This window comes from Candidatus Methylopumilus turicensis, assembly GCF_000953015.1.
GTDB lineage: Bacteria > Pseudomonadota > Gammaproteobacteria > Burkholderiales > Methylophilaceae > Methylopumilus_A > Methylopumilus_A turicensis.
Map to the genome: position 1 here is coordinate 1,386,036 of NZ_LN794158.1, position 20,634 is coordinate 1,406,669.

The following is a 20,634-nucleotide window of genomic DNA, read 5'->3' on the forward strand; positions in this document are numbered from 1 at the left end:
AATGAAAAAGTATTCATCATTAAGAAAAAAACTGTTGCGCGTTTTAGTGCCGCCATTGCTGATTCTAATTTTGCTTGTCTCATCGATTTTATTTCGTTTTGCTATCGTGGAGCAACGGGATGCTTTTGATAATGCACTTTATGACTCGGCCTATTCAATTTATCAATTACTTCAAAAGTCTGAAGATTCTATTGAAAAATTATCTCTTCCAAAGAATGAAAAGCAATTCATACTCAACGATCAATCAGACGTGATTTTTTATAATGTTGCTGATGTTCACGGCAAAATTATAAATGGCGAAACGGATGAGGGTCTGACGCCATTATTAAACACCCAAACCGCGACACCAAGTTTCCGATATGGTGTTGTCAAAAAACTAAAAGTTCGCATTGTTTCGACCCTAGTGAATATCGAAAAAAATGGCACAACTTTGCCGGTATATATTCAAGTAGCGGAAACTTTAAATAAGCGTGAGGCGCTGGCTAGCCACGTATTGATTGATATTATCGTTCCTCAGTTGCTGTTACTGCTTTGTACCTTAGGCATTATTTGGTTTGGGGTTGAACGTGGCTTACAACCATTATTTGACTTACAAACTGCAGTATCTAAAAGATCCTCACTTGATCTGAGTGAGATTGACATGCCAGATGTGCCAACAGAAGTGATGATCCTAGTTAATTCTGTCAATACATTGATGCGGAAGTTAGAGAGTGTATTGAATGCTCAGAATCGCTTTATCGCAGATGCAGCCCATCAGCTTCGAACGCCTTTGGCTGGCGCACAAGCTCAACTAGAACTGGCATTACAGGAAACCGATCCTGAACAACACCCGATGATGCTTGCGCGCGTCAGCGCAAGCATGGAGCGTCTATCGCATACCATTAGCCAATTACTTAGTTTGGCAAGAAACCAACAAGATGCTTCTCACAGTGTGGTGCTTCACCAGGTCAATCTCAATCAAATCGCGCAAGAAGTCACCACCGACATGGTTCCCACTGCCATTAAAAAAGGTATAGACCTTGGACTAGAAGCATTTGAGTCTTCAGCCACTGTATTAGGTGATAAAAAACGTCTGAAAGAGATGCTTTATAACTTATTGGATAATGCCTTGCTCTACACGCCAGAGGGAGGAAAGGTGACTGTCAACGTTCAACGCGAGGCCGGGGAAATTGTATTAAGTGTGGAAGATAGCGGTCCAGGAATTCCAATCGAGGAGCGAGAAAAGGTGTTTGAGCGATTTCATCGCATCATTGGATCAGGTCAAGAAGGAAGTGGACTTGGTCTTGCAATTGTGATGGAAATCGTACAGCTCCATCATGCAAACATAGAAATTAGCGATGACCCTACAAAAAAAGGGCTCAACATACAAGTTAGTTTTACTGAAGCAAGATCATAGAAATCAAAGGGATGCCATGCTTATAATATTTCTGGGGCTCATACTAGCATTGTTACCATTAATCCTCACCACCGCCTACCCACATTTGGTTGTGATTAGCATTTACGCGGGAATGTTACCTTGGTTAGCAATCGGCTGGGCAGCGATTGTCATGACGGTTGTGATGCGCCGTCAAAGAATTGCAGAATGGAGAGAAAAGCGCGAACGCTCAAAGCAAAACTAGATCGTCATTATTTTTTGTTTTCATCCCAAGCCTTATCAAGCACCAATTGCTTTTCTTCGAGTATTTTTTGAGCCTGATTGAGGCGCCCCTCTTTGACGGGCAATGATTTTTTAAGTGCATCTAACTGCTGATTTTGTTGCGCGATTCTTTTTTCAAGCTCTTTGATGGTGCCACTTAAAGTTTCATAATCTTGATTTGCTTTGTCGTATTCCTTTTGAGCCATTCGGACTTGGTATTTCTCATCACTTAAATCCTTAGCGATCACATTAAAGTTTGTGAAGGAAAGCAGGATTGCAAAAATCATGATGGCGCTTAAAGATTCTTTCTTGTGCTTCATTAAGTTAATCACTTGCATTGATCCTTTTAAATTTTATATGTATTCATCATAAATCAAAAACATGAAGGATTAATGTCATTCATGATCTTTAACCTCATAATAAAAAAGGGCTACGTTTACACGCAACCCTTTTCATCAATGCGATTAAGTTAAAGCCTTAGTTCGCGGTGCAACCATCTTCTTGCTTATGTGTTGCATCAACCACTACACGGCGGTTAGGCGCCAAGCACTCAATGATCTTCTTGTTACCTTTAACACCAGCACAGTCAACAACCGGCTCTGACTCACCTTTACCAACCGACTTAATACGAACGTCTTTAATGCCATGTGAAGCCAAATATTTCTTCACAGCGTCAGCACGTCGCTCTGATAGTTTTTGGTTGTAAGCATCGGAACCAATCTTATCGGTATGTCCAGTGACTAGGATAAACTCAATATCATCGTGCTCTTTAATCTTAGCAGCAACACCATCTAACACCTGGTTGTTTTTGCCTTTGATCGTGACTTTATCAAAATCAAATAGGGCTTCCGATTGAATAGTAATCGTTTCAATGACAGGCTTACAAACTGGCTTTGTCACAACGACAGGTTCAGCTGCAGGGGCCTCTAAGACGGGTTGTGGCGCAACTTGTTGCACGACAGGTTCTGCAACCACTGGTGCAGGCACTCCAAAGCGGAAGATAGCGCCGACATTTAATACTGTATTTGCTACTGTTTTGCTATCGGCACCTACCTCAGCTTGGCTCCAGACTGAACGTAAATCCGCTTGCAAGCCAATGTTCTCAGTCAAGGCGTATTGCACACCAGCCCCAACGTTACCCATCAATGAGTCTTTTGACCCACCAGACACGGCATAATCCAATTTATTGTGTGCATAACCAACACCCACTAATAAGAAAGGACGTAATTTTTCACGGCTGAACATATACAGCGCATCAACGCCTAGCAAAGTTTGCTTATATTTTCCGTTTGCATTGCCATCAACGCTGGCATAAGAACCACCAAATTGGACATCCCAGTTTTGGCTAATTTCTTTACCTGCACGCAGAAAACCACCCATACCATCGTCTGCTTTCAAGTCACTGTCAGTCCAGTTGTAGCTAACACCAGGAAGCGCATACCAAGCGCCTTTATAGGCGGCTTCATCTGCTGACGCAGCCAAAGAGGCAAAGCTCAATGCCGTCAAAATCGCCAAACTCATTAAATTCTTTTTCATATCAACTCCCTAAAAAAATACACACACAAAATAAAACGTTTATTAAATTTTATATAATTATACTTTATGGACAAACTGTTAGTAGCAAATTACTAAATAATATTAATTTTTTGATGCAATAGGAATCTGGTCCCAATGCGTGGTGTAGTTGGGACTTTTATTCCCCTGTTTCATTTTCCAGGGCCTTGCAAAACCCTCACTGGCGAGCTTGATACTTTCTCTGCCCATTTTGGCATTGATGCAATCCATTGTGCTCATGAGCTTGGTAGATCGACTCGATGATTGTCCTGATGCAAACAAATCAAATTGTGCTGAGGCACGCGGGATAAGCTCCCCCAAACATACCCCAGCTTTAGCATAGTTGAAATTTGGCTGATAAAGACGCTTAAGCGCCCATAGCGCAATCTTCACCAATTGCCGAGTGTCGTCGGTAGGCGTTGGCAAAGGAATTGTTATGCCATTGCCATACTGTGGCTCATCCAACTTAAACGGACTGGTTCTAATATAAACTTGAACAACGTTAGCTAACGATTGTTGACTACGTAGTTTTTCAGCCGCTCTACTCATGTACAAAGTAATGGACTCCGCCAAACTGTTGAAGTCCCGCACAGGATGGCCAAAGCTGCGTGAGCTAAGGATTTGTTTTCTTGGCGGTACGATTTCTTCCAACGCCATACAGGCAGTGCCATTTAATTCACGCACCGTTTTTTCCATGACCACACTAAACTGTTGTCTCAAATACTCTGAATCTGCTTGCTTCAAATCCAATACGGTATGAATGCCTAGCGCCTTAAGTTTGATGGCTAACTTTCGCCCGACTCCCCATACTTCACCCACATCGAGCAGACTAAACACGTCCTTTAATGCTCCCTCGCTTAGCTGGTTCAAATCACAAACTCCATTAAACTGCGCTTGCTTCTTAGCAATATGATTAGCTAGTTTAGCGAGTGTTTTAGTTGATCCAACCCCAACGCAAACAGGCAAACCTGTCCATTTCAAAATGCGCGCGCGCATTTGCTGGCCGTATTCCACTAAGTTTTTTTTCTCAAACCCTGTGAGATCCAAAAAACATTCATCAATTGAATAGACTTCTTGATTCGGACTAAAGTCACTGAGGATGGTCATGACACGGTTACTCATGTCTGCATACAAAGCATAATTACTCGACAATCCGGTTATCTGATGTTTTTTGACGAGATCTTGGCATTTGAACCAAGGCGCTCCCATCTTAATGCCTAGCGCTTTCGCTTCATTACTTCGAGAGATGACACAGCCATCGTTATTAGATAGCACAACCACCGGCCGTGATTTCAGAGTTGGGTTAAATGAGCGCTCACAACTGACATAAAAATTATTGACATCAATCAGTGCAATAGTGCGCTGAGCATTTAAAAAATGGTGATTTTCCATTTAAATCGGGGCGTCTTTTTTTGAGCGCCCTGGGTATCTTTTTTTCGACAGCCTAAGCAAGCAAGGGCCAATGGCTTTAGAGATTGGGTGTCGATACTTTGCAAAGATGACATAAAATTTTGCGTACAAGAATCTAAACCAAACAAAGGAGAAAAGATAATTCACGAACTTAAGATCTGTTCTTTTATAAGCCTCTTGAAAAACGCTAGGGCCGCGCATTAATCTATTCCCAATTCGTCCATGTATCGTTTTCATGGCCAACTCACAATTAACATCGCTGGATGCTTCAAGCGTATGTAAGTTCACAAAACATAATAAGCCGCGATGATTGTGATGCTCGAGAAAATGAATTTCAGCAAGACACAATGGACAGTGACCATCATAGTAAATGGTCAGTTTTTCGGTGATGGTTTTTAGAGATGCTAAATACATATCAAGATCCCTTTGATCATGTTGAGTAAAGTGCTCCAATATCCCAGCAATCTTGATCGGCTAAGCAACTGGCACTGCCTCAAATATTGATAATCTCTAAATTACTTTTAGAGATGTGCTTAGCAAGCAGGTGATAGGTGTCTAAATCAAATGCCAAGGTTTGTTTTGCGTCGCCGAGTGCATACAGTTCATCCTCACTTTTTAACGTGTCGATATGTCGCCATTGATCAAACACATGCAGTTCTGTTTTTTGACTCTCACGGCTGTATTCTTTGACAGCAATTCGCCCTTCAAAAGGCCATGATTTAAATTTGATCGATAATAGTGCTTGTTTTACTCTCAGGTAGTGAATGGCAACATCTTCTTTACCCAAACAAACCCCTTTGCAACGTTTAATTTGTGCACCAAAACATCCGCCCTTCCCTGACTCTAAGCCCAAGGTTTTCAGACATAAATGATGGGCGTCGGCAATACTTCTAATAGCTTCGGTGGCGTGTCGCTTTGATCTAAATGTGCCGAATAACTGTGCCATATTTTCAGGAATAATGTGATCTTCTCTCACAAGAGTCAGCAAGGGAGACTCGTCTGGGTTGGTCGATAAAAACCAAGAGCATAGTTGCCGCTCACGTCTGAGTTGACGGTTATGAATAGGTTGCCGCTCTTTCACCAATCTAGATTCGAGCAGAAGTGCGCCAAACTCTCCTGCTGTTTCTACCCATTCAATATATTTAATTTCTTGGCTGATTCGCATTTCTTTGGTGGAACTGTGATCGCTACTAAAATGCGACATCACTCGCGCTCTGAGATTAATGCTCTTGCCGATATAGAGTGGCAAACTATTTTCACCAAAGAACAAATAAACACCAGGGCCTTCAGGAATATCATCCATGACATGCTCATCCAAGCCTGAAGGCAAACTTGTGTGTTTGAAAAGCCCAGCAACGGCGGTCTCCAAGGCGTCTAAGCCCAACTCATCTTTGGCAAGGGCGATGAACTGCGCCATTACTTCCACATCGCCCATCGCTCGATGCCGCTGTGTACAGACAAGCTGGTGCCGATCAATGATTGCACTCAAGCCATGGCTTTTATACTGCGGATAAAGTTTTCGTGAAAGCTTGACGGTGCAAAGTACTTTTTGCTTTAAGGTAATGCCAATGCGCTTGAATTCTGTCTTTAAAAAGCCATGGTCGAACCTGACGTTGTGCGCGCACATCACGGCACCCTCTAAGTAATCCAACAACTCTCCCGCGACTTTTTCAAAAGTTGGGGCATCTTCAACCATTTCGTTAGTAATCCCCGTTAATCCTTGAATGAAGTCTGGAATGTTCATCTGAGGATTCACGAGTGTTTGCCAACGATCAACTTCAATCCCATCCTGAAAGCGAATTAATGCGATTTCAGTAATGCGATCTCTCAGTGGCGTGGCGCCTGTGGTTTCAAGGTCAAGTAATACGTAGTTAGCTAACATTTAACGTATGACGTCCTTTAATTTATTTGCTAGCTGCCATGAGGCCATAAAAGCACTTTCAATTTTTCCGCTTAGACACCAGTCACCACAACAGGCGACTTGAGATGCATAATCAATCATTTCCATTGGCGTGTCTTTTCTAGGGGCATTCGCATATTTCCAGCGCTTAAGCTTAAGGTATGAAGCATCCTCTAACTTTTGCCCAATAATCGCTTCTAACGCCAAAAGCATTGCCGCCACAATGTCAGACTCTTGCTGATCAAAATTATCTCCAGCCCAATCATTTCTGCTCAATGCAACCATCGTAAAAGGCTGACCTCTGTTGGGTTTTGAGCTATTGATTGAGATCCAACTCAATATTGATTTCGATACAAAAGCCGCATCCCAATCTAATAACTTGGGCGTCTCATACCCTAGCATTAAGGCAAAGCATGGTCGCATGACTACATCATCCAGCTGAGCCTTAAGACCTAAATTTTCAGGCAGTATCGCTTTTGCTTGCGCGGCAGGGATGGTCACTAGCACCCAATCAAAGCCTTCATACTTAGCCTGGGCAGTTTCTACAATCCAATGTGTGTTCGATTTTTTAATGCTAACGATTAATTGATTTAAACGTACATCGAGATTTTTCGCTAAGTGCTGCCCGATAGCATTCATGGCCGGCGTACCAACATAATGCGGAAATTCATCATCCCATTCACGCTGACTATCAATCTCAGTGCCTGCAACTTCAACAAATCTTGCATCCCATCGCGCAAGCACCTGCTCTGCTTCCAAGGTCTTGGCAAACGATTGAAACACTTTGCTTTTTGCAGTAAAAAACTGGGCGCCATGATCAAAAGAAAAGCCATTCGCATGGTGCGTTGCTGCTCGCCCGCCAAGCTTATCTGACTTTTCAAACACCACAATTTCAGCAACATCCGCCAAAAGCTTGGCGAGATTAAGTCCTGCAATGCCTGCGCCAATAATGGCTATTTTTGGTTTTTGTTTGCTCATCCATGCTCAATCATGACTCTTTGAATGAAGTCTTTGATAGTCATCATCACAATTAGTGCGAAAAATTTAATCAATTTTTAATCGCTAAGCTTACAAAAATTTACGCATAGAGCCGGTAACAACACCGATCAGTGCAACTGTATCTGCATCATCAAAGCGCATGGATTGGTAAAGAGGATTCGCCGGCACTAGCTGGTTTTGGCCCAGATACTTAACGGTGAATTCACCGTCAATTTCAGCAAGAATAATCTGACCGATACTCGGATCAAGCGAACGATCGACCACCAATACATCCCCATTAAAGATGCCCGCGTTTATCATCGAGTCGCCTTTGACCCGCACAAAATACGTGGCTGTTGGATTCTTCACAAGATATTGATCAGCACTCAGCCTGACCTCGACGTGATCGGCTGCCGGGCTTGGGAATCCCGCGGAAACCTTGTGATTAAATAGTGGAATATCCGCGCTCTTGTTAGAGACGCGGACGAAGATTTCCTCAACGTTTGAATGTTGCTTACGCTTATAGCTACGGATTAGATCGATTGGACTCATGACATTCACCTTCTGTACGTTCGTACAATATTTAAATATTAATGATTAATGAGGTGCACGTCAATCATGGAGTGCCGTCTCCTTTTTCGGTTCAAGCGTGATGAACATTATTTTTAAAAATGCTATTATTTTGCGCAGATTTTTATTACGTCATGCACTGGCCATTTAAAGCTTTTAATGCAGGCAGTTGGAACAACAAGCCAAGATAAGTGTCATTTAAATTGGGCAATACAACATTTCATTGTTTGGAGCATTCAAATTCATACAGACCATGCACCTTTTTTACAATTAATCTATACGAGCACTCCTGATTCAGCTTTATCAGAAGATAGTCTCATTGAGATTCTTAAAGATGCACAAATTTACAATATCAACCATGGTATTTCTGGATTTTTAGTATCGACGAATGACCAGCTGATTCAACTGATCGAAGGTAAGAAAGAAGACGTCACGCAACTCTTCGACATCATTAGCAATGATCGCCGTCATCACGACATCGTGGTCGCATATGAAGCTTACTCACAAAATCGCTGCATGCCTTTTTTAGGCATGGGTCTTTGCTTTAACTATTTGGTGCATCATTTAGATCACCGATTTTACTTTACCAAGAACCAAGCAAAAGACTTCAATGGATTGATTGAAGGAAGCATTGGCCGATTCTTTAAAGCTTATCTGAGTTAATTCCATGACAACAACCCTGCCCTTATTCCCGCTTAAACTTGTTCTTTTTCCAGGCGGCGTTCTCCCTTTAAGTATTTTCGAGAAGCGCTATGTCGACATGGTGAGAAATTGCCTGAGAAATAATAGCGGCTTTGGCATTGTTGCAGATTTAACTGACTTTTCAGGATTAAATCATGGCAGTCATCCATCACTGCCATTTGCCGAGGTGGGTGTGATGGTTGAAATTATCGACACGAATGTTACCCAACCAAGCCTATTTGATCTTCGATGTTTGGCAACACAAAAAATCATTGTGGAATCCGCTAGTCAACAACAGGACGGGTTATGGATCGGCCAAGTGACCATCCTCGCAACTGAAGCCGATGTGCCATTACCTGAAGACATCATTGCGCCAAAAGTGTATTTCGAACAGCTAGTCAACGCTCTTGCGGAAGAAGCACACTCCGATGAGTTGTCGCCATTTCAAGAACCCCACCAGCTTGAAAGTGGCACTTGGCTTGCGAATCGCTGGTGTGAAATACTCTCGATCCCCCTAGATGAAAAGCAAAGCCTACTCGTACTTGACAACCCATCAACTAGACTCACATTGATTAATGAAATGCTGACTCAAGACAGCGCAGACGATCGTCGTTTTAACTAAAACAAACCATTCCACTTAATCTTTGCAACACAAAGAACTTATACCTATAATAGAGTTCAAATTTTTTGTACTAACAAACATTTCTCTTTTTTATATAAGGTAAATCTCATGTTAAAAACTATCGTAGGTTCAATTGCAATTTTAGGCATTTCTTCTTCAATCGCGATGGCTGGTGAGTGTGATGTAGCAATCGAAGCAACTGCTAGCATGGCATATTCAGCAAAAGAAATTACAATCGGTAAAGCGTGTAAAGAAGTTAACTTGACACTAAAGAATGCTGGCAACATGCCAAAAGCGGCAATGGGTCATAACTTGGTGATTGCTAAAAAAGCTGATATGCAAGCCGTGATTGCGGATGGCAATACAGCTGGTTTAAGCAAAAACTTTGTGAAAGACAATGATGAGCGCGTAATTGCACATACTGCTGTGCTTGGCGGCGGCGAATCAGCGACCATCAAATTCAAAACTGACAAAATGAATCAAAAAGAAACCTACGCATTTTTCTGTAGTTTTCCTGGCCACTCAGCAGTCATGAATGGCGTAGTGAAGTTTAACTAATCATCAGTTAACTTTCGCAACAATCTTAGCCCCCAAAATACCCATGGTATTTTGGGGGCTTTTTACATTTGTTAGGCTAAAAACTTAGCAAAGCTTGTCGTTTTTACTCAGAAGATGTGGTCATCAATATTCATTACTCTTTGTCCTTATTGGCTAAAAAAGGGCTTGTTGGTAAACATGAGTATCGTTGCCTTTTGTCTTTGCTTCTTTGGTTTTTTTAGACCTTGCTGAAGGTTTGAATTTTCGCGAAGCATGCTTTTGAACAATTTGCCTAGTTTCTGAACTATTACTGGCCGCTTGCTTGGCAGCCGACATTTTAATTCTGGCGGCCTTGATGGCTGACTCGACCGAAATGATTGGCGCTGGATAATCTTGACCGATCACGCAACCATAGCGTTGCTGTAACTCTGGCGTCATTAACCATGGTTCAAATATCCATACCTTTGGGACATGCTTTAATGCAGGCAACCATTGCTTCACAAACGCACCTTCAGGATCCTGATCCCTCGCCTGTTTAATTGGATTATAAATCCGTAAAGTGTTGATCCCAGTAGTCCCAGATTGCATCTGAACTTGTGACCAGTGGATGCCTGGCTCGTAATCTAAAAACTCCCTTGCCAAATGCAATCCGGTTTCACGCCAATGCAACCAATATAAATAGCTCGCCGTACTCATTAGCATGGCACGCATTCTAAAGTTGATCCAACCAGTTTGGTTCAGCATGGCCATGCACGCATCCACCAAAGGCCATCCGGTTTTACCCGTCTTCCATCTCTCTAGCTTTTGACTTGTTTCGGCATCTGCATAGGCTTCATCACGAACGCCATCGAACGCGCTGTGTAGGCCACGATATTCAATTTCCGGCTCTGATTCCAGCTTTTGCATAAAATGGCAATGCCAATGCAGTCTACTTTCAAAACCTTTAAGGCCCGCTTCCAGGTTGTTAGGGTACCTACTGGGAGATTGCTTGATACGAACACGCTGCATCCGGAGAGTGTGCATCACTTCTTTGATGCTGAGCACCCCCCATGCCAAATACGGAGATATTCGGGAGCCCGCTTCCACAGAAGAAATAGGACTAGAAATGCCACCACGGTATCGACTCGCGCGCCCATTTAAAAATGAATGCAAGATTTTAAGTGCAGGTTCGCGACCACCCTTTTGCCGGAGTGGCTTGTCTGCTTCTGGCTTATTAAAATTAATCGCCTTATTATTAGCCTCAAGCAATGTCAAACCTAAATCACTTTTAACCAGCTTAACCCTTGGCACTGGATATTGAGGCAGTGCCATTCGCTTTTCCCAGATAGCATGCCAGTGATCTCGATTTTTTAAGCGACGCACCACTCCATTCTGTGGATACTCATGCCAAGGCACTTGATGTTGACGACACCACTGTGCCACCTCTTGATCAAGTGCATAAGTGCATTGGTTGCCCGTTTCCTCATGACTATATAAGCCCACAATATGATGAGTTTTGGACAAGGCATTCAAGAAGTTGACTATGCCATCTGCAGACTCAAGCAAATCTAGACCAATATGCTGAAGCTCAGTTTTCAGGGAATCCAAACACTCACGCACAAATGCGACATGCTGTTGCGCGTAATCAGGGCTGGACCATACAGAGGCATCCCAGCTGAACACTGGCAACACCAAGACTTGGGGCACATCGTGTGCTTGTTTTGTCGCCTCATAAAGTGCGGCATGATCTTGAATACGCAAGTCACGCTTTAACCAAACAATATTGACCTCGGGCAGCATGATTGAATATATTTTAAGCTTGTAAAGCCGTTGCGATATTTTTCAGCGCCGTTTGAATGACTGATTTTGGTGCGGCAATATTCATGCGCATAAAGCCACTACCAGCTTCACCAAATAAATCACCAGGGCTTAAACCAACACCAGCTTGTTGAATAAAAAATTGTTTTAAGGCTTGATCACTTAATGCTAATGCCCGGCAATCCAGCCAAATTAAATAGGTCCCCTCGGATGCAAACGCTTTAATTTTTGGTATGTGCGCGGCAACATAATCGACCACCATATCTCTTGTAGTTTGCAGGTAGGGAATCATCGCATCAAGCCAAGCATCTCCATGCCGGTATGCCGCCTCAAAGGCAACGATGCTAAAAGGATTGGCCGCGCTGACATGCACGCGATCAAACACCTCGTTCAAGCGATTTCGCTGACTGGCATCAGGAATAATCAATGCTGACAAATTCAGCCCTGGGATATTAAAGGTTTTACTTGGTGCCACAGCAGTAATGATATTTTTTTGTTGGTGCGCGAGTCTTGCTAGCACTTGATGTTTTGCTGGCGGATAAATTAAGTCCGCATGAATCTCATCGGCAAAAATAATTAAGTCATGCTGATCCGCAATATCTAGGATGCGCTTGAGTTCATCTTCACGCCAAACCCGACCAACAGGATTATGTGGAGAGCAAAGCAATAGCATTTTGGCCTGCGCTGCACAGGCTTCCAAATGGGCAAAATCAATTTGATAGTGATTATTTTCTAGTTGAAGCGGATTGTAGATCAGCGCTCTGGACTGCCGATTAACGGCAGAAAAAAAAGGGAAATATACCGGTGGCTGAACAATGACGCCATCGCCAGGCTGACTAAATGCTAATACTGAAGCATTAATCGACGGCACAACCCCTGGGCAAAGTACAATCCAATCACGCTCAATCTGCCAGCCATGACGACGACGCAACCACTCGATTAAGGACTCATACACCGACTCGGGAAAGTGACTGTAGCCGTAAATCGGATGTGTCGCACGGTCGATCAGTGCTTGGGTGACTTGTGGTGGCGAAGCAAAATCCATATCCGCAACCCATAATGGAATCACGTCTTCCTGCCCGAAAATTGTTTGGCGCCCGTCGTACTTGAGACTGTTGGTATTGTCTCGGCTAATCAATTGATCAAAATCAACTGTCTTGTTTAAAGCTTGATTCATTTGATTATGCTGCCATCTTTAGACTAAATTTTACAAACATACCTTTACCCTTTTTGATCGTAGGCATCCAAATTATTGCTCACCTAAAAAATCACCGCGCTGATGGGTCCAAAGACTTGCATACAAACCACCTAATGTTAGCAAGTCGGCATGGGAGCCCTCTTCAACAATCTGACCGTTTTCTAATACGATCAATCTATCCATCGCAGCAATCGTTGATAAACGATGTGCAATGGCCACAACAGTTTTTCCTTGCATCAAATCATACAAACTCGCTTGAATAACGGTTTCCACTTCAGAATCAAGCGCGCTTGTTGCTTCATCCAGCAATAAAATGGGCGCATCCTTTAGCATGACACGGGCAATTGCAATTCGCTGACGTTGACCACCAGAAAGCTTCACACCCCGTTCACCCACATGGGCGTCATAGCCTGTTCGCCCTTTTGAGTCAGTCAAGTGCATGATGAATTCATGTGCCTCAGCACGCTTAGCTGCCGCGACCATCTCCTGCTCTGTCGCCTCTGGGCGGCCATACAAAATATTGTCACGCACACTTCGGTGCAACAAAGAGGTGTCCTGCGTCACCATCCCAATCTGCGCCCGCAAAGAGTTCTGCGTGACGCCATTAATATTTTGACCGTCAATTAAAATAGCCCCGTTTTCGACCTCATAAAACCGTAATAGCAAATTAACAATCGTCGATTTTCCTGCCCCGGAGCGTCCCACCAAGCCCACTTTTTCACCTGGCTTAATGGTGATATTAAGGGCTTTCAACACAATCTTTTTGCTCGTTTCCTGGCGATCATGATTGTAGCCAAAATCGACCCGATCAAACTTGACCTCGCCGTATTTAACAATAAGCGGCTTTGCATCTTGTCTATCATTAATTTTGTTATCTATCGTCAGCGTATTCATCCCATCTTGAACCGTGCCAACCTGTTCATATAACGAGGTCATTTCCCACATGACCCAATGTGATATGCCATTTAAACGCAGCGACATGGCGGTCGCCGCGGCTAAGCCACCGATGGTCAGTTCGTTGATGCTCCACAACCATAAGGCCAAGAATCCTGTGGCAATAATCAGCAACATGTTTAGTAGGTGATTCACGATTTCTACTTGGCTCACCCGTTGCATTTGTCCATGCACTGTCCCTAAAAACTCATGCATCGCCGAGCGTGCATAAGCAGCCTCTCGTCCCGCATGTGAAAATAACTTCACCGTACTGATGTTGGTGTAGGCATCGGTGATTCGTCCCGTCATCAAGCTTCTCGCATCTGCTTGATGTTGAGAAAGCTTACTTAATTTAGGGATAAAGTAACTCAATGAGATGACATAGGCGACCAACCAAGCTAAAAATGGCAACATGATCAGCGGATTAAAAAACCCCACGATCGCGACCATACTGCCAAAGTACACCACCACATACACCATAATATCGCCAACAATAAACCATACGTCGCGAACCGCGAGTGCAGTTTGCATCACCTTGGCCGCCACTCTTCCTGCAAACTCATCTTGATAAAAACTCATGCTTTGATTGAGCATGAGACGATGGAAATTCCAGCGCAAACGCATCGGAAAATTACCCGCCAAGGTCTGATGCTTAAAAAGCGTTTGAAGTGCAATGAAAACTACACTGACAATCAGCACAATTGACAACCAAACCAAGTGCTCACCCTCTTGGGACCAAATCTCTGCAGGCGGAACGTGGCTAAGCCAATCAACCACTTTGCCCATCATTGCAAATAACAATGCTTCGAACGCAGCCACCAATCCGGTAAATATCGTCATCCCGGCTAAATAAGGCCTAAAGCCTTTAGTACAGACCCAAGCAAATTTCCAAAAGCTTTGATGCGGCCGAGCAATCATGCTTTCAGCAAATGGATTAATGAACTGTTCAAAACGTTTAAACATGTTTTTTACTTTGTTAAGCGATTCATCGTCTTGAGAACGCTAACCGCTTTTGATTGTTTTTTGAAGACTTCATTTGATAGACAAAGCGCATGCAGAGCCATTCTAATAAGTATACGTTGTTTCATCTTGCCTTTACTCCCCATTCATTCGGAATACCTTTTAAGCATCGCGAGCCTTTTGATTGCTTAGTCAAAAAGTCATTGAATAATGGTCATTGAATAATGTAAGTCAAACTCATGATCTTACTTAGTTCATCAATAAAACTTTGATGAAATTGTTTAGTCCTAATTTTGTATCAACAAACTTTTGAGGAGGCAATCATGGATTGGGTAACCGACTGTTACTAGATTAATCTAGTGCGCCATAGTTCAAGGAATGACGGCTAAATATTAAAAACTAGTGTTCAAGTTAATGAAAATCATGAGTGCTTATTCATGAACACTGATAGCGTGAATTTTGATGTGAAGCGTATTTTTTATCCAACGCGATGCAATTACTGCAAAGCGACTTAAACAAACATTTGGAGAATTATTATGTGGACAAAACCAGCAGCTACAGAAATGCGTTTCGGCTTTGAAGTAACAATGTACGTAATGAACAAATAATTCTTTTTAAGAATTGTTGTTTAAAAAAAGACAGCCTAGGCTGTCTTTTTTTTGTTCATCAAATATTGATCTCACTTAATTCGATTGAATCTAACATGAAGCACAAGCGATTTTACATGCTTGAAATTAGTCGCTCGATTGATCCATGAATAATTATGCTGATCGGGCTGTATGACTTAAACTCAAGGTAATCACTTCTTAATATTGACTCGACACCATAAAAACATGACCTTTAAACACAATCATCATCACTATTCTAAAAAAGACATTGCACGCATTGCCACCGAGGCAATGATTGAGCGGGGCCTTGAACCCGAGTTTCCAGATGCAGTGCTCAAACAATTAGAAAGAATTGATCAAGCGGCTGATGACGACCATGACCCAACTATTTTTGATCTGACAGACCTTCTTTGGTGCTCACTCGATAACGATGACTCAGAAGACCTTGATCAACTAACTGCATGCCAAGTATTAAAAAATGGTCTAGTCAAAATATTTGTTGCCATTGCGGATGTCGATGCGCTTGTTAAAAAAGGCTCGCCTATTGATGATCATGCCCACATCAATAGCGCATCTATTTATACGTCCGCCAGAATATTCCCCATGTTGCCAGAGAAACTATCGACCAATCTGACTTCATTAAATCAAGATGTTGATCGGCTTGCTGTGGTAACAGAAATGGTGATTAATCATGATGGTTCGATTAGCGAATCCCATATTTATCGAGCAAAAGTACGTAATCATGCAAAGCTTGCTTACGACGCAGTATCTGACTGGATTGAACATAAGGCGCCAGCACCGGAGGCTCTCTCAAGCGTGAAGGGCATGAATGAGCAGCTGCTATTTCAAGACAAGACAGCGCAAATACTCAGGAAGCGGCGCCATGAGCAAGGCTCACTGGATCTCGAAATTTTTCAGCCAAAAGCAATTTTTGACGGCGAAAAAGTGATCGGGATAGCACAGCAAGTACAAAATCGCGGCCGGCAGCTTATTGAAGAGTTCATGATAGCCACCAATGAATGCACAGCGAAATTCTTGGCGGCACAAGGCAACGCTTCTCTCAGAAGAGTGGTGCGCTCTCCAGAAAACTGGTTACGAATTGTTGCGCTTGCAAAAAAATATGATGAGCAACTGCCAAGTCAACCAGACTCAAAAGCCCTCTCAGTTTTTTTGGCTAAAAGACATCAAGCAGATCCCCTAAGATTTCCTGACTTGTCATTAGTGATCGTCAAATTGATGGGGTCAGGTGAGTACATTGTTGAGCAACCTAACGCAGAACCAATCGGTCACTTTGGACTGGCTGTCCAAGATTACACACATTCCACCGCCCCGAATCGAAGATATCCCGACTTAATCACGTTAAGAATGTTAAAAGCCGCATTACAAAACACGCCGCCACCTTATAGCAACCAAGATTTAAAATTGCTGGCGGAACATTGCTCTCAACAAGAGGATGCCGCTAGAAAAGTAGAAAGAAGAGTGCGGAAGTCGGAAGCCGCGCTTTTACTTTCATCGCGAATCAATCAAACTTTTGATGCCATCGTTACAGGCAGCTCAGCAAGTGCAACCTGGGTTCGTATCTTAGAGATGCCTATCGAAGGATTGCTTGCAGATGGCGAGCCGAACTTAGATGTTGGTAGAAGAATTAGAGTCAGGCTTGTCTCTGTGAATGTTGAGAAAGGTTTTATAGACTTCATACAAAACTATTAAATTACGCAAGCAAATGTGAACATCCAAAATGGTTGGAGGATCGACGGCTCTAAGGCCGCTTACCTCCCTAATTTTCCAAGCACCCAAGTAGGATCACTATCGCTAGGAAATACTGGATAGTGAACTGCCTCCACCACGCCATCCTTCACAATTAACGTTAGACGTTTTAATAAAATCATGCCAGCCACTTCAAATGTAGGCAAATTAAGTGCTCGTTGAAGCTCAAAGTGATTATCACTTAATACTGGAAATGGCAGATCTAATCGACTCACCATCTCTGTTTGATACTCAGTGGTTTGTACACTCAAACCAAACACCTCCACACCTAAGGCTTTCAGCGCTTGGTAGTGATCTCGATAAGCAAGGCTTTGCGGAGTACATCCTCTCGCCCCTGGAATTTGATCCCAGCCCTCTGGCAGTGAGGTATTTGGCGTCCCTGTTCTTGGGTAGCAGTAAACAACAAAGCGCCCTTTAACTTTACTTAAATCAATCTCACTCCCATTAGTCGCTAACAGACTAAGGCTAGGTAAACTAATCCCTAATAAATGATCTGCAAGACCATCATTGATCGGCATGGGTAAATTAGCGGGGGGGTTGATTTAGATTGGTCATGGCACAAGGTTATCACAGCGCAAGCGCGCTCTTCATTCATCCATGTTGTTTCAGCTAGAGATCGTGAATATCAGGATAATTCATGGTCTTTTAAGCGAATAGATAACCGGACAGGATATCTACCAATACAACCAAAAAATTGAGATGAGAGGGCTTGCAATTAAACGAAAACTTTAAGATCGTTTATTTGGACATTTTTTCTTTAGTCCAATCAGACGCTTTTTCTAAGTCTTTGCCAGCACCTTTAACTGTAGCGCAAGCAGTTAGTGAAAGTACAACCAATAACAAAAATATCTTTTTCATACCAGCACTCCATCTATGTGTGAATCTCATTCAGATAACTCTGATGAGAATATTAAACCTGTGAGCCCTTTTCAGTGTAAAACTTTTGACCCCAGAATATCAAACAGACTATCCATTATTTAAATAAATTCTTTTGTATCTATCAGTAGTCAATTCCACTACTATCAATTAACAGTGATATTCCAAACTGTCCTAGGCTTTCATGCCTCCCCCAAGCAGTAACAATAAAGATTCCACAATGAATAAAACGAAACTTGCAGTTGCAAGTTTGATAGCAATGATATTTTTCAATGCCCATGCAGATGGAGTCTTTGTCGAAGCTGGCGGCACTTATACTGCAACCGGTAGTCCTGTCCAGTCAGTAATCACTGGACCAACTACTGCAAATGGTGGGCTAGGCGGAACAGCATCGTCTACAACAGGTACCATTAATGCAAATGGTGGGCTCGGGGGCTTGGGTGGAAATTCTTCACTCTCAACGGGTGATAGTATTCTAAGTACCGGGTCCTCAACCGCTCAAGGAGGACAATCATCTTCCAGTGGCAACACTTGAGGCAATAACGCAATCAATGCAAACTATACGGCTGCAAAAATCCCTGTATCGACATCTTACTCACCAGCGAATCTGCCGACTGCGCCATGTATGGGATCGACATCTATGGGCCTCACTTCAGTGATGTTTGGATTTAGTTCAGGATCTTCGTGGGAAGCAACTGAATGTATGATTCTTGAGATGGCAAGATCATTTTCTCAAGATGGTCAACTTGAGGATGCTCAGGCTGTTAGATGTTCAAGTAAGTATGCTGTTAACGCACCGAGCTGTATCAAGTTAACCCAGCAAAGAGCAAGTAAAAAGTTAATCGTCTATATAGAAACTATCGATACGTTGACTGGATTCAAAACAATTATAGATACTAGAGCCTCTCTTCTCGCACCTATTAAGCGGGAGATAAAACCGTAATTGACCTTTGGGATATCTAAATACTCTAAACACCTAAGCGTCCAATTTGAAAACTTCTCAATCTCCAACAAAAAACCACGCCTGAGATAGCCTTTTTTTATTACTTGCTGTGACTACCGTCACACATAGGCTGATTTACCGTCTTTTTACATCCACAGAAATAAGCTGTTTTGTTTTCTGTTGCTTTATATGCTACTGGCGTAAAAGCAGTACCTTGATGCGAGCCATCGCAAAAAGGCTGTGTCTTACTTTTACCGCAAGAGCACCAGTAATAGCTTTTTCCAGCTTCAACCTCTACTGCATAAGCTGAGTTTTGTGGGTTTGCTGCTTGCATTCTAATCTCCAAATTTAAATTAATTACTCTTTAATGGCTTCAACAGGAATGTCGATTGTCACATCATCGCTGACATATGGCACATGCTTGCCCATATTAAAATCACTGCGCTTAACCACGGCTGTTGCGTTTACTCCACAAGCATCCTTCTTAGCCATTGGATGCGGCATGCAAAGGAATGAAGTCACAGTGAAAGTAACAGGCTTACTAATGCCTTTGATCGTCAGCGTGCCATCCATAGATGAGAGCTTATCGCCATTAAAGTTGAGCTTGTTTGATGTAAATGTCGCCGTTGGATATTTTGCAGTATTGAAGAAGTCTTCTGATTGAATATGCTCGTTAAAGAGAGCGTAACCAGTATTCACGGAAGTGGTTTGAATCGTCACATCTACAGAGCCTTGCTTTGTTTCTTTATCAAAAACAATCTTGCCTGAAGTTTTATCGAACTTGCTTAATTGCGTTGAGTATCCAAAATGGCTGTATGAAAATCTCGGCATCGTATGTTTACTATCGATTATATAAGTTTCAGGCGCGGCTGTTGCATTCACACTTAACCCAAATGTGACTAATAGTGCTGCTAATAATTCCGATTTCATTTAATTCTCCTTAAAGTGAATCTGAATAATTTGTTAGAAAATGGCTCTTAGCTTTTTCAATGAACCTTGTATCTCCGTCATTTCATCTACAGATAACTTCCCAAAAGCCTTTTCCAAATGCGCTACATGGTGCGGAAATACTTTTTCAAATAATTGCTGACCGTCTTTTGTTAATCCAATCATCTGACTACGGGCATCCTCGGGATTAAGCTTCCTTTCGAGGATGCCTTTCATCTCAAGGCGCTCAAGGACGCCAGTCAAAGTGCCTTTTGTAACCAATGTTTTCTCCCCTAACTGCTTACACGTCATGTGAGGCTGGTTTCCTAAAGTCGCAATAATGTCGAATTGTGTATGCGTTAAACCCATCACCTTTATATCTGGCGCTGAATATCGCTCGAATGATTGATACGCTAACGCCAACTCTCTCAAAACAGGTAAGAAGTTCATCTTTAAGCTCAATAAAAGTACTAATTAGTATCAATATAGTACTAACAAAAACTAAATTCAAGTGCTAATTTCAAAAAACTTTTAACGTTAAATTTGAGAGAAATCGAGATACCCGACTTTTTAGAGAGCATCCCCAAGAAAACCGCACATCAGGTCTGTATTGAAATTTTAGACGAAAAAAAGGGCTACGTTTTCACGTAACCCTTTTGTAATACTTGGTGGCTGTGCGGGGATCGAACCCACGACAAACGGATTAAAAGTGTCGAGGCTCTGTTCTAGAGTGCGCT

General features: G+C 42.6%; 24 protein-coding genes. 9 read left to right on the forward strand and 15 right to left on the reverse strand.

The features are described 5' to 3' along the window. Position 1: 1 nt before the first annotated feature. Positions 2 to 1,396, forward strand: a complete 1,395-nt coding sequence (locus BN1209_RS06935) for a sensor histidine kinase (protein ID WP_045751525.1) — start codon at positions 2 to 4, stop codon at positions 1,394 to 1,396. A gap of 16 nt (positions 1,397 to 1,412) precedes the next feature. Next, positions 1,413 to 1,619 carry a hypothetical protein gene (locus BN1209_RS06940; RefSeq protein WP_045751526.1) on the forward strand — a complete coding sequence of 69 codons (207 nt, stop codon included), beginning with the start codon at positions 1,413 to 1,415 and terminating at the stop codon, positions 1,617 to 1,619. A 7-nt stretch (positions 1,620 to 1,626) separates the two neighbouring features. Here the strand turns inward: BN1209_RS06940 and BN1209_RS06945 are convergent, their stop codons facing one another. The 7 genes from BN1209_RS06945 to BN1209_RS06975 form a co-directional block, all read right to left on the reverse strand. After that, positions 1,627 to 1,974 (reverse strand): hypothetical protein, encoded by a 348-nt coding sequence (locus BN1209_RS06945; protein ID WP_045751527.1) that lies wholly within the window; start codon positions 1,972 to 1,974, stop codon positions 1,627 to 1,629. Between the two features lie 139 nt (positions 1,975 to 2,113). Further along, the gene (locus BN1209_RS06950; RefSeq protein ID WP_045751528.1) at positions 2,114 to 3,172 is read right to left on the reverse strand and encodes an OmpA family protein; all 1,059 of its coding nucleotides are present in this window, start codon (positions 3,170 to 3,172) and stop codon (positions 2,114 to 2,116) included. A 102-nt stretch (positions 3,173 to 3,274) separates the two neighbouring features. Further along, a complete protein-coding gene (locus tag BN1209_RS06955) occupies positions 3,275 to 4,582 on the reverse strand; it encodes a Y-family DNA polymerase (protein ID WP_045751529.1) in 1,308 nt (435 codons plus the stop codon). Further along, a complete protein-coding gene (locus tag BN1209_RS06960) occupies positions 4,583 to 5,014 on the reverse strand; it encodes a thiol-disulfide oxidoreductase DCC family protein (protein WP_045751530.1) in 432 nt (143 codons plus the stop codon). A 79-nt stretch (positions 5,015 to 5,093) separates the two neighbouring features. After that, a complete protein-coding gene (locus BN1209_RS06965) occupies positions 5,094 to 6,482 on the reverse strand; it encodes an exonuclease domain-containing protein (protein WP_045751531.1) in 1,389 nt (462 codons plus the stop codon). After that, entirely contained in the window at positions 6,483 to 7,478 is a 996-nt protein-coding gene (locus tag BN1209_RS06970) for an NAD(P)/FAD-dependent oxidoreductase (RefSeq protein WP_045751532.1), read from the reverse strand. Positions 7,479 to 7,568: 90 nt separating this feature from the next. Further along, positions 7,569 to 8,030, reverse strand: coding sequence for a LexA family protein (locus tag BN1209_RS06975; RefSeq protein WP_082048425.1), 462 nt, complete (start codon positions 8,028 to 8,030; stop codon positions 7,569 to 7,571). Positions 8,031 to 8,207: 177 nt separating this feature from the next. Between BN1209_RS06975 and BN1209_RS06980 the strand changes: the two genes are divergently transcribed. The 3 genes from BN1209_RS06980 (at position 8,208) to azu (ending at position 9,909) form a co-directional block, all read left to right on the forward strand. Beyond that, the gene (locus BN1209_RS06980; protein WP_045751533.1) at positions 8,208 to 8,711 is read left to right on the forward strand and encodes a BLUF domain-containing protein; all 504 of its coding nucleotides are present in this window, start codon (positions 8,208 to 8,210) and stop codon (positions 8,709 to 8,711) included. Positions 8,712 to 8,715: 4 nt separating this feature from the next. Then, positions 8,716 to 9,351, forward strand: a complete 636-nt coding sequence (locus BN1209_RS06985) for an LON peptidase substrate-binding domain-containing protein (protein ID WP_045751534.1) — start codon at positions 8,716 to 8,718, stop codon at positions 9,349 to 9,351. A gap of 108 nt (positions 9,352 to 9,459) precedes the next feature. Beyond that, on the forward strand, positions 9,460 to 9,909 hold the full coding sequence (gene azu, locus BN1209_RS06990) for an azurin (RefSeq protein WP_045751535.1): 450 nt from the start codon (positions 9,460 to 9,462) through the stop codon (positions 9,907 to 9,909). A gap of 153 nt (positions 9,910 to 10,062) precedes the next feature. On the opposite strand, the gene BN1209_RS06995 is transcribed toward azu, so the two are convergent. From BN1209_RS06995 to BN1209_RS07005, 3 genes are all read right to left on the reverse strand, one after another. After that, the gene (locus tag BN1209_RS06995; RefSeq protein WP_045751536.1) at positions 10,063 to 11,667 is read right to left on the reverse strand and encodes a cryptochrome/deoxyribodipyrimidine photo-lyase family protein; all 1,605 of its coding nucleotides are present in this window, start codon (positions 11,665 to 11,667) and stop codon (positions 10,063 to 10,065) included. 13 nt (positions 11,668 to 11,680) lie between these two features. Next, complete coding sequence (locus BN1209_RS07000) at positions 11,681 to 12,862, reverse strand: MalY/PatB family protein (protein ID WP_045751537.1); 1,182 nt, start codon at positions 12,860 to 12,862, stop codon at positions 11,681 to 11,683. 72 nt (positions 12,863 to 12,934) lie between these two features. Beyond that, positions 12,935 to 14,779 carry an ABC transporter ATP-binding protein gene (locus BN1209_RS07005; protein ID WP_045751538.1) on the reverse strand — a complete coding sequence of 615 codons (1,845 nt, stop codon included), beginning with the start codon at positions 14,777 to 14,779 and terminating at the stop codon, positions 12,935 to 12,937. 533 nt (positions 14,780 to 15,312) lie between these two features. On the opposite strand from BN1209_RS07005, the gene pqqA reads away from it, so the two are divergent. Together pqqA and BN1209_RS07010 are read left to right on the forward strand one after the other, a co-directional pair. Next, positions 15,313 to 15,384 (forward strand): pyrroloquinoline quinone precursor peptide PqqA, encoded by a 72-nt coding sequence (gene pqqA / locus BN1209_RS09125; protein WP_081624291.1) that lies wholly within the window; start codon positions 15,313 to 15,315, stop codon positions 15,382 to 15,384. Between the two features lie 225 nt (positions 15,385 to 15,609). Further along, positions 15,610 to 17,094: an RNB domain-containing ribonuclease gene (locus BN1209_RS07010; RefSeq protein WP_045751539.1), complete on the forward strand. Its 1,485-nt coding sequence runs from the start codon at positions 15,610 to 15,612 to the stop codon at positions 17,092 to 17,094. 59 nt (positions 17,095 to 17,153) lie between these two features. Here the strand turns inward: BN1209_RS07010 and BN1209_RS07015 are convergent, their stop codons facing one another. Together BN1209_RS07015 and BN1209_RS09130 are read right to left on the reverse strand one after the other, a co-directional pair. After that, positions 17,154 to 17,669 carry a peroxiredoxin gene (locus tag BN1209_RS07015; protein WP_045751540.1) on the reverse strand — a complete coding sequence of 172 codons (516 nt, stop codon included), beginning with the start codon at positions 17,667 to 17,669 and terminating at the stop codon, positions 17,154 to 17,156. 220 nt (positions 17,670 to 17,889) lie between these two features. Then, positions 17,890 to 18,009 carry an entericidin EcnAB gene (locus BN1209_RS09130; RefSeq protein WP_144402559.1) on the reverse strand — a complete coding sequence of 40 codons (120 nt, stop codon included), beginning with the start codon at positions 18,007 to 18,009 and terminating at the stop codon, positions 17,890 to 17,892. 238 nt (positions 18,010 to 18,247) lie between these two features. Between BN1209_RS09130 and BN1209_RS09170 the strand changes: the two genes are divergently transcribed. Both BN1209_RS09170 and BN1209_RS07025 read left to right on the forward strand, forming a co-directional pair. Further along, complete coding sequence (locus BN1209_RS09170; protein ID WP_045751541.1) at positions 18,248 to 18,562, forward strand: hypothetical protein; 315 nt, start codon at positions 18,248 to 18,250, stop codon at positions 18,560 to 18,562. A 105-nt stretch (positions 18,563 to 18,667) separates the two neighbouring features. Then, positions 18,668 to 18,970 (forward strand): hypothetical protein, encoded by a 303-nt coding sequence (locus tag BN1209_RS07025; RefSeq protein ID WP_144402560.1) that lies wholly within the window; start codon positions 18,668 to 18,670, stop codon positions 18,968 to 18,970. A gap of 100 nt (positions 18,971 to 19,070) precedes the next feature. Here BN1209_RS07025 and BN1209_RS07030 read toward each other — a convergent pair whose 3' ends face one another. The 3 genes from BN1209_RS07030 to BN1209_RS07040 are packed head-to-tail and all read right to left on the reverse strand — an operon-like array spanning position 19,071 to position 20,347. Next, entirely contained in the window at positions 19,071 to 19,304 is a 234-nt protein-coding gene (locus BN1209_RS07030) for a CDGSH iron-sulfur domain-containing protein (RefSeq protein WP_045751543.1), read from the reverse strand. 23 nt (positions 19,305 to 19,327) lie between these two features. Next, positions 19,328 to 19,900: a YceI family protein gene (locus tag BN1209_RS07035; RefSeq protein WP_045751544.1), complete on the reverse strand. Its 573-nt coding sequence runs from the start codon at positions 19,898 to 19,900 to the stop codon at positions 19,328 to 19,330. Between the two features lie 33 nt (positions 19,901 to 19,933). After that, positions 19,934 to 20,347, reverse strand: coding sequence for a MarR family winged helix-turn-helix transcriptional regulator (locus BN1209_RS07040; protein ID WP_045751545.1), 414 nt, complete (start codon positions 20,345 to 20,347; stop codon positions 19,934 to 19,936). Positions 20,348 to 20,634: the final 287 nt, after the last annotated feature.

Excerpts from the sequence above, each read along its gene's own strand:
- BN1209_RS06945 (WP_045751527.1), bottom strand. The coding sequence starts at position 1,974 with ATGCAAGTGATTAACTTAATGAAGCACAAGAAAGAATCTTTAAGCGCC.
- BN1209_RS07025 (WP_144402560.1), top strand. The coding sequence starts at position 18,668 with ATGGGCCTCACTTCAGTGATGTTTGGATTTAGTTCAGGATCTTCGTGG.
- BN1209_RS07035 (WP_045751544.1), bottom strand. The coding sequence starts at position 19,900 with ATGAAATCGGAATTATTAGCAGCACTATTAGTCACATTTGGGTTAAGT.
- BN1209_RS07000 (WP_045751537.1), bottom strand. The coding sequence starts at position 12,862 with ATGAATCAAGCTTTAAACAAGACAGTTGATTTTGATCAATTGATTAGC.
- BN1209_RS07010 (WP_045751539.1), top strand. The coding sequence starts at position 15,610 with ATGACCTTTAAACACAATCATCATCACTATTCTAAAAAAGACATTGCA.
- BN1209_RS06950 (WP_045751528.1), bottom strand. The coding sequence starts at position 3,172 with ATGAAAAAGAATTTAATGAGTTTGGCGATTTTGACGGCATTGAGCTTT.
- BN1209_RS06995 (WP_045751536.1), bottom strand. The coding sequence starts at position 11,667 with ATGCTGCCCGAGGTCAATATTGTTTGGTTAAAGCGTGACTTGCGTATT.
- azu (WP_045751535.1), top strand. The coding sequence starts at position 9,460 with ATGTTAAAAACTATCGTAGGTTCAATTGCAATTTTAGGCATTTCTTCT.
- BN1209_RS09170 (WP_045751541.1), top strand. The coding sequence starts at position 18,248 with ATGAATAAAACGAAACTTGCAGTTGCAAGTTTGATAGCAATGATATTT.
- BN1209_RS06935 (WP_045751525.1), top strand. The coding sequence starts at position 2 with ATGAAAAAGTATTCATCATTAAGAAAAAAACTGTTGCGCGTTTTAGTG.
- BN1209_RS07040 (WP_045751545.1), bottom strand. The coding sequence starts at position 20,347 with ATGAACTTCTTACCTGTTTTGAGAGAGTTGGCGTTAGCGTATCAATCA.
- BN1209_RS06985 (WP_045751534.1), top strand. The coding sequence starts at position 8,716 with ATGACAACAACCCTGCCCTTATTCCCGCTTAAACTTGTTCTTTTTCCA.
- BN1209_RS06970 (WP_045751532.1), bottom strand. The coding sequence starts at position 7,478 with ATGAGCAAACAAAAACCAAAAATAGCCATTATTGGCGCAGGCATTGCA.
- BN1209_RS06960 (WP_045751530.1), bottom strand. The coding sequence starts at position 5,014 with ATGTATTTAGCATCTCTAAAAACCATCACCGAAAAACTGACCATTTAC.
- BN1209_RS07030 (WP_045751543.1), bottom strand. The coding sequence starts at position 19,304 with ATGCAAGCAGCAAACCCACAAAACTCAGCTTATGCAGTAGAGGTTGAA.
- BN1209_RS06975 (WP_082048425.1), bottom strand. The coding sequence starts at position 8,030 with ATGAGTCCAATCGATCTAATCCGTAGCTATAAGCGTAAGCAACATTCA.
- BN1209_RS06980 (WP_045751533.1), top strand. The coding sequence starts at position 8,208 with ATGCAGGCAGTTGGAACAACAAGCCAAGATAAGTGTCATTTAAATTGG.
- BN1209_RS07015 (WP_045751540.1), bottom strand. The coding sequence starts at position 17,669 with ATGCCGATCAATGATGGTCTTGCAGATCATTTATTAGGGATTAGTTTA.
- BN1209_RS06965 (WP_045751531.1), bottom strand. The coding sequence starts at position 6,482 with ATGTTAGCTAACTACGTATTACTTGACCTTGAAACCACAGGCGCCACG.
- BN1209_RS09130 (WP_144402559.1), bottom strand. The coding sequence starts at position 18,009 with ATGAAAAAGATATTTTTGTTATTGGTTGTACTTTCACTAACTGCTTGC.
- BN1209_RS06955 (WP_045751529.1), bottom strand. The coding sequence starts at position 4,582 with ATGGAAAATCACCATTTTTTAAATGCTCAGCGCACTATTGCACTGATT.
- BN1209_RS07005 (WP_045751538.1), bottom strand. The coding sequence starts at position 14,779 with ATGTTTAAACGTTTTGAACAGTTCATTAATCCATTTGCTGAAAGCATG.
- BN1209_RS06940 (WP_045751526.1), top strand. The coding sequence starts at position 1,413 with ATGCTTATAATATTTCTGGGGCTCATACTAGCATTGTTACCATTAATC.